5 protein-coding genes are annotated in these 6,104 nt (G+C 56.1%); 2 read left to right on the forward strand and 3 right to left on the reverse strand.

Going from position 1 to position 6,104, the window contains the following annotated elements; all coding sequences use genetic code 11:
• Positions 1-131: 131 nt before the first annotated feature.
• From BLW29_RS30985 to BLW29_RS30995, 3 genes are all read right to left on the reverse strand, one after another.
• Positions 132-650 carry a GNAT family N-acetyltransferase gene (locus BLW29_RS30985; protein WP_090986962.1) on the reverse strand — a complete coding sequence of 173 codons (519 nt, stop codon included), beginning with the start codon at positions 648-650 and terminating at the stop codon, positions 132-134.
• A gap of 92 nt (positions 651-742) precedes the next feature.
• Positions 743-2,656, reverse strand: a complete 1,914-nt coding sequence (locus BLW29_RS30990) for a DEAD/DEAH box helicase (protein WP_371264836.1) — start codon at positions 2,654-2,656, stop codon at positions 743-745.
• Between the two features lie 173 nt (positions 2,657-2,829).
• Positions 2,830-3,948 carry a nitric oxide synthase oxygenase gene (locus tag BLW29_RS30995; protein WP_090986966.1) on the reverse strand — a complete coding sequence of 373 codons (1,119 nt, stop codon included), beginning with the start codon at positions 3,946-3,948 and terminating at the stop codon, positions 2,830-2,832.
• A gap of 186 nt (positions 3,949-4,134) precedes the next feature.
• Here BLW29_RS30995 and BLW29_RS31000 point away from each other — a divergent pair, with 186 nt between their 5' ends.
• Both BLW29_RS31000 and BLW29_RS31005 read left to right on the forward strand, forming a co-directional pair.
• Positions 4,135-5,175: an NADH:flavin oxidoreductase/NADH oxidase gene (locus tag BLW29_RS31000; RefSeq protein WP_090986968.1), complete on the forward strand. Its 1,041-nt coding sequence runs from the start codon at positions 4,135-4,137 to the stop codon at positions 5,173-5,175.
• Positions 5,176-5,187: 12 nt separating this feature from the next.
• On the forward strand, positions 5,188-5,526 hold the full coding sequence (locus tag BLW29_RS31005) for a cupin domain-containing protein (protein ID WP_090986970.1): 339 nt from the start codon (positions 5,188-5,190) through the stop codon (positions 5,524-5,526).
• Positions 5,527-6,104 lie beyond the last annotated feature (578 nt).

Raw genomic sequence — 6,104 nt, forward strand, 5'->3', positions numbered from 1 at the left:
AGGAGGCTTAACGCCCTTCGACCTCCACAAACCAACCCTAAAACCAAAGAGAAACCCAACGTTTGAAAAAAAACGTTGGGTTTCTCGACATTCTGGGGATGCCACTATTGATAGTGGCATCCCTTTTTATGTTATACGCGATGAATCCAGAAACGCTTGACGACATTACCGTGTGCTTCCGTGAAGCTTGATTCGAATTTCCCGCCATTTCGCAGAATCGTGCGTTCCGAGCCGATATTATCCTGATCGCAAATGACGAGGACTTCACGTATGCCGAGAGCATCCGTCTCCTGAAGCGACAAGGCAAGAAGTTGCGCCGCGTAGCCTTTACGCCGCTCAGACGGAATAATGCCGTAGCCGATATGACCGCCGCTCTCAAGCAGCTTTTGATTCAACCTATGGCGAATATTCGCCGCACCAACGACATGCCCGTCACCATCCAGCAGCCAACAGGTGGAGTGAGGCACCCAGCCGTCAGGCGTATTCTCCTCCTTACAGGCCTCGTTCAATTCATTTACGTATGCCTCAAAATCGCTCGGGTCCTTGCTGACCACCCACGGAACGATATCTTCCCCGCTCTCGATCCACTCCCGATAGAATGCCAAATAAGCTTCTTGTAATGCAACTGACGGCTTAACCAAACGCACCATATTTCCCCACTCCTTTATGTATAGAAAAAGAAGCAAGGCATCGACAGAATATCGTCTTGTGCCTTGCTTCATCCTTAGCTCATCATTGAAAATTAACGTGACCCTTTGCGCTGCGGACGTCCGCCCGAGCCTTGCTTCCCACCGCTGCTGCGGCCGCCTTTGAAGCCGCCGCCTGCGGATGATCTGCCGCCCGAGGACGATCTGCCACCACCCGAGGATGGTCTGCCAATCGAGGAAGACCGGGCGCGATTCTTATCGCCGCCTCCGTTCGGGAATTGCGGTGCGCCTGCACCGCCGCCAAACTCGCTGCGCGGTGCTGCTGCTCCTCGTGATTCCCCGCGGCCACCGCCGCCGAACTCGCTGCGCCCAGCCGACGCTCCGCGTCCGCGCGACGAGTCGCCGCCGCGTCCACGGCCTGCGCCTTCGCGTCCGCCGCTGCGCTCAGCTGCGCCAGCGCCGCCGAATTCGCCGCGGCCGCCATCTTCGCGGGACGGCGTGCTGTAGCGCCCGCGTCCTGTCGGCGCCGCGCCATCGCGCGAGCCTGCTCCGCCGCGTCCGCGCGGTGCTTCCGCTCTTGCCGCTCCCCATTGCGGCGCCTCTTCAGCACCGCTGCCGCGCACGCCTGCTCCGCGCGATTCGCCGCGCTTCGCTGCTCCACCGTAAGCGCCGCCGCCTGAACCGGCTTTGCGGCTGTCGATGTTGCCGCCGAAGCCGGATCTGCTCTTGCGGCCCTGTTGGCCGGAACGGCCGCCTTTATTCTCCCACTTGCCGGAAGCCGCTTGACCTGATGTTCCGCCTCTGCGGCTCGCGCCGCTGGATTTGCGAGCGCCGCCGCCCTGGCGATCCGGCGTATCGTCCATTACCGATGTGCGAATCGGCGCCCCAACGCGGTTCTTCTCGCGCGGGATCGGCTGATTGATGCCTTTCTCGATGGCAGCAAGCTCCAGACGATCATGCGGAGATACAAGCGTAATCGCAAGACCGTCTTCGCCTGCACGGCCGGTACGGCCGATCCGGTGAATGTAGCTCTCTGCATTCTCCGGGATGTCGAAGTTGAATACATGGGTAATGCCTTCAACATCGAGACCGCGTGCCGCGACGTCAGTTGCAACCAGCAAATGAATCTTCGCATCGCGGAACTTCTTCATGACCTGCTCGCGTTTGGATTGCGTGAGATCGCCATGCAGCTCATCGCTGTTAAAGCCGTTCTCCTGCAAGAACTCGTTAAGCGCGCTGGCCCGTTTCTTCGTACGGACGAAAATAACGCCCAAATACGGGTTGTACTCGCCAAGTAGGCGCTGCAGCTGCTCCATCTTGTCTTTCGCGCCGACTTCAACCGTCAGCTGGCGAATCGCCTTCAACGTCACTTGCGGTGCGCGTACCGTGATGTCTTTCGGTTCGATCATGAATCGCTGCGCCAGCGAGCGTACGCCGCCCGGCATCGTAGCCGAGAACAGCATCGTTTGCTTGCGGTAAGGCATCTGGCTCAAAATTTCCTCAACTTCGGTCAGGAAGCCCATGTGCAGCATTTGATCGGCCTCGTCGAGCACGAGCATTTTGACCGAGCCCAGCTTCACGGTACCTCTGCGAATATGATCAAGCAGCCTGCCCGGCGTAGCTACAACAATGTGAACCGCACGCTTAAGCTTCCGCAGCTGCGATTCCACATCTTGTCCGCCATAAACGGCCAGCACGCTGAATTCATCCTTCGTTGCAAGCCGTTTCTTCAGTTCAGTCGTAATTTGCAGCGCAAGCTCACGCGTCGGCGTAAGGATGAGACCTTGCAATTCTTCGCGCTCCGGTCTGATTTTCTCCAGCATCGGAAGCAGGAACGCGAGCGTTTTGCCCGTACCTGTCTGTGCCTGACAGATGACGTCGCTGCCCTGCATAATGACTGGTATTGCGCCTTCTTGAATCGGCGTCGCTTCATGAATCCCTTCATGTTGCAGCGACAATGTCCGTTCTCTGGCAATACCTAATTGTTCAAAACCTGCCAATACATCCACCTCATTTAGTTATTAAAGCCTTCCCGTTCGAAAACCGGCATTTCTATCGTACCACATTACGGACCTGCTCATGTACCGATTCTTCCCATTAAGAGTCAAAATGCCGCTAATCGTCCATTTCCCTCCACTTTTATTCTTATTTTGTCCGCATCCCTAGCCCGCCAACCTATGCATTACGACTCATATGGAGCCTTTTGCACAAAATAGTTCGGTTTCAGCTCCGTGTCCTCATATCGATTGTGAAAAGTCGCCGTAGTCGCCGGAGACAGCGGCGGAATTAACCAAGACCAACGTCCGGTCGGCTTTCGGCCGCTGCGCTGTTCCTTCTCTGTAAACAGAGAGAACTGCTTGCTCGCGGTATGGTGATCGACGATGGTCACGCCTTGCGCCTTATAGGAGTGCAGCACCGCGATGTTCAGCTCAACGAGTGCCCGGTCGCGCCATAACGTCATCTCTCTGCTTGTGTCCAAACCCATTATTGCGCCTACTGCCGGCAGCATGTTATATCGGAACGGGTCGGCGAGATTGCGCGCTCCGATTTCGGTGCCCATATACCAGCCATTGAACGGAGCCGCCGTATAATGGAGACCGCCGATTTCAAGACGCATATTCGAGACGAAAGGAACGGCGTACCATTTTAGCTGCAGCTCTTCGAAATTAGGAAAGTCCGGGTGGGTTAGCGGCACCTCGAGAACGATATCGGTTGGAATATCGAACCACTCCGGCGGCTGCGAGCCGATCTGGATCACGAGCGGCAGCACGTCAAAAGCAGTTCCTGCCCCGCGCCAGCCCATTTCCATGCACGTTTGCGTGAATGGGAGCGATATCGGATCTCCGAGAATAGAGCCATCATCCTGGCTGTAGCCGGCATATCGAATCAACTGTTCGTTCCAGATTCGAATACGAGGCGAGTCGACGTCTGTGCATGGAGCGAAAACGGTAATAGAGGGTAATATTTTACCCCTGCCTGTGGCATATTCAATATGGCGAAACACCGCTCTGGCTACATCAGCCGCGGCGGTTGCTTCCCTCGCATCCTGTACGTTTAGCGAGTCCCAAAACAGTCGGCCGATGCACCGATTGCTGTTGCGCCATGCCAGCTTAGCCCCGTAGGCAAGCTCCTCCAGCGTGTGCGTGTACGTTCCGGTAGCAGCGATCTCTGCTGTGATCTCCACTATTCGTGCCTCTGTCGCCTGTTCTTCTATAGCCAGCTCGCTCCCGAATTGTCTGATATACGCCTCAGCCTCTTGAAGCAACTCTACATGATTGATCATCGTGTGTTGACTTTGCATAACTTCTCCCTGCCTGCCCGATGGTTAGTTGCCTCTATTATAACGGATTTACTTGTCTAATTCCCGTTTCCCAGCTTGTGGAAGGAATTTCACTTTCAAAATGTAAGTGACAGGGGTATACTGAGGCTGAGCCACCATTGAGATGGTATATATATTAGTTAGTTGACTATAAAGGAGTGGAGACAGTTGAACCGATTAGCTGAACCTTTTGCGCTGAAGAGCCTCTCTCTCAAAAATCGCATCGTCATGGCGCCGATGTGCCAATATTCCGTAGACGCGAAGGACGGTACGCCGAACGAGTGGCATTATATCCACTATGTGACGCGTGCTGTTGGCGGTACGGGCCTTATCATTATGGAAATGACCGATATCGAGCCGGATGGCCGCATCACCGAGCGCTGCCTTGGCTTGTGGTCGGATGAACAGATCCCGGCTTATCGTCGGATTATTTCGGAAGTTCATCGCCAAGGTGCGAAGATCGGCATTCAAATCGCTCACGCAGGGCGCAAGGCCGAAGAAACAGAAGAACTGGTTGCCCCTTCCGCTATCGCATTCAGTGATGCCTACCGTACGCCGCGTGCACTGACGACTGATGAAGTAAAAGCTATGGTCGTAAAATTCCGGGAAGCGGCGCGGCGCGCAGTAGAAGCCGGTGTCGATACGATCGAGCTTCACGCCGCTCACGGCTACTTGATCCACCAATTCCAATCGCCGGTGACGAACCGACGCGAAGATGAATACGGTCAGGACCGCGCTTTGTTCGGTGTCGAAGTCATTCAAGCTGTCAAAAGCGTGATGCCAGCCGATATGCCGCTAATCGTTCGGATTTCCGCAGCCGAGTTCTCGGAGGGCGGCTATAAGGTGGAAGAGGGCATTGAAATTTTCCGGCGTTATCAAGCGGCCGGCGCGGATATCTTCCACGTCTCGAGCGGTGGCGAAGCACCGGTAACCCCTGCTAATCGCCCGGCGATTTATGCCGGTTATCAGGTTCCGCTTGCTCGCGCCGTGAAGGACGCGCTTGCGGTGCCGGTTATCGCCGTCGGCTTGCTCGATGAGCCGAAGCTGGCCAACACGACGATCGCGCACGGCAACGCGGATCTCGTGGCCGTTGCCCGCGGCATGCTGCGCGACCCGTACTGGGCGCTGCATGCGATTCAAGCGGTGGCCGCTAAGGGCTCGACCGAGGCTGCAGCGTTTCTGCCGCAGCAATACCAGCGCGGTTATTAAGGCCGGCGGGGCATGAAAGTGAGCAAACAGAACGCGGAGCATTATGTGTGGGGCGACGTATGCGACGGTTGGCATTTGGTCAAAAATGGCACGCTCAGCATCATCCACGAACGGATGCCCGCAGGTGCCAGCGAGGTGCGGCATTATCACGAGCAGTCGCGGCAGTTTTTCTTCATGCTGTCCGGGACGGCGACGCTCGAGGTTGACGGCGTGCCCGTCGTCCTTGCACCTCAGGAAGGGGTCGAGGTACCGCCGCTGACCCCTCATCAGATGCTCGGCTCCACCACCGAACCGGTGGAGTTCCTCGTTATTTCGTCGCCTACCACGCGCGGTGACCGCGTGACGTTGTAAAAAAGCTGAGCAGGCCGTGTTAATGGCCTGCTCAGCTTTTTTGGCACGTTTTGGGGAGCTGCGAGAACTGGTGGGTTAGAGGCCGAGAGTTCGACGCCGCTCGAAAGCGGCATATCCGCTTTCAGTCTGCGAAACGCGCATGTTGCGCTCGCTCCACCCGAAAACCGCCTCGATAAGCGATATATCCTCTATCGAGGTCCCAAACTAGCCAATCTCTGCGCTGTAAGCGGCATATTCGCTTTCCAGCGTTCAAAACTACCTCGCATCTAAGCTGAGAGCTCGATTTCCCGACACTTCCCCGGTTTTCGACGCTGAGAGTCCTCTTTTCGAACTCTCACCACTAAGCGACGGGGATTTCCAGTTAGTTTAACCGCTGAGAGGTCGCTTTTCCCGACTCTCAGCTCCATTTCCCCCGGTTTTCGACGCTGAGAGTCCACTTTTCGAACTCTCAGCAGCCAGAGACCGGGATTTCCAGCTAGTTTGGGGTAGCGTCAAGAAGTTTGTGTAAGGCAGTAGGGATATCCATCGGGACGATGGATATCTGTCCATTATAAGTTTTGGTAGGGGGAGTTAACTCC

Origin of the sequence: Paenibacillus sp. CF384, assembly GCF_900106745.1 — a bacterium.
Lineage (GTDB): Bacteria > Bacillota > Bacilli > Paenibacillales > Paenibacillaceae > Paenibacillus_Z.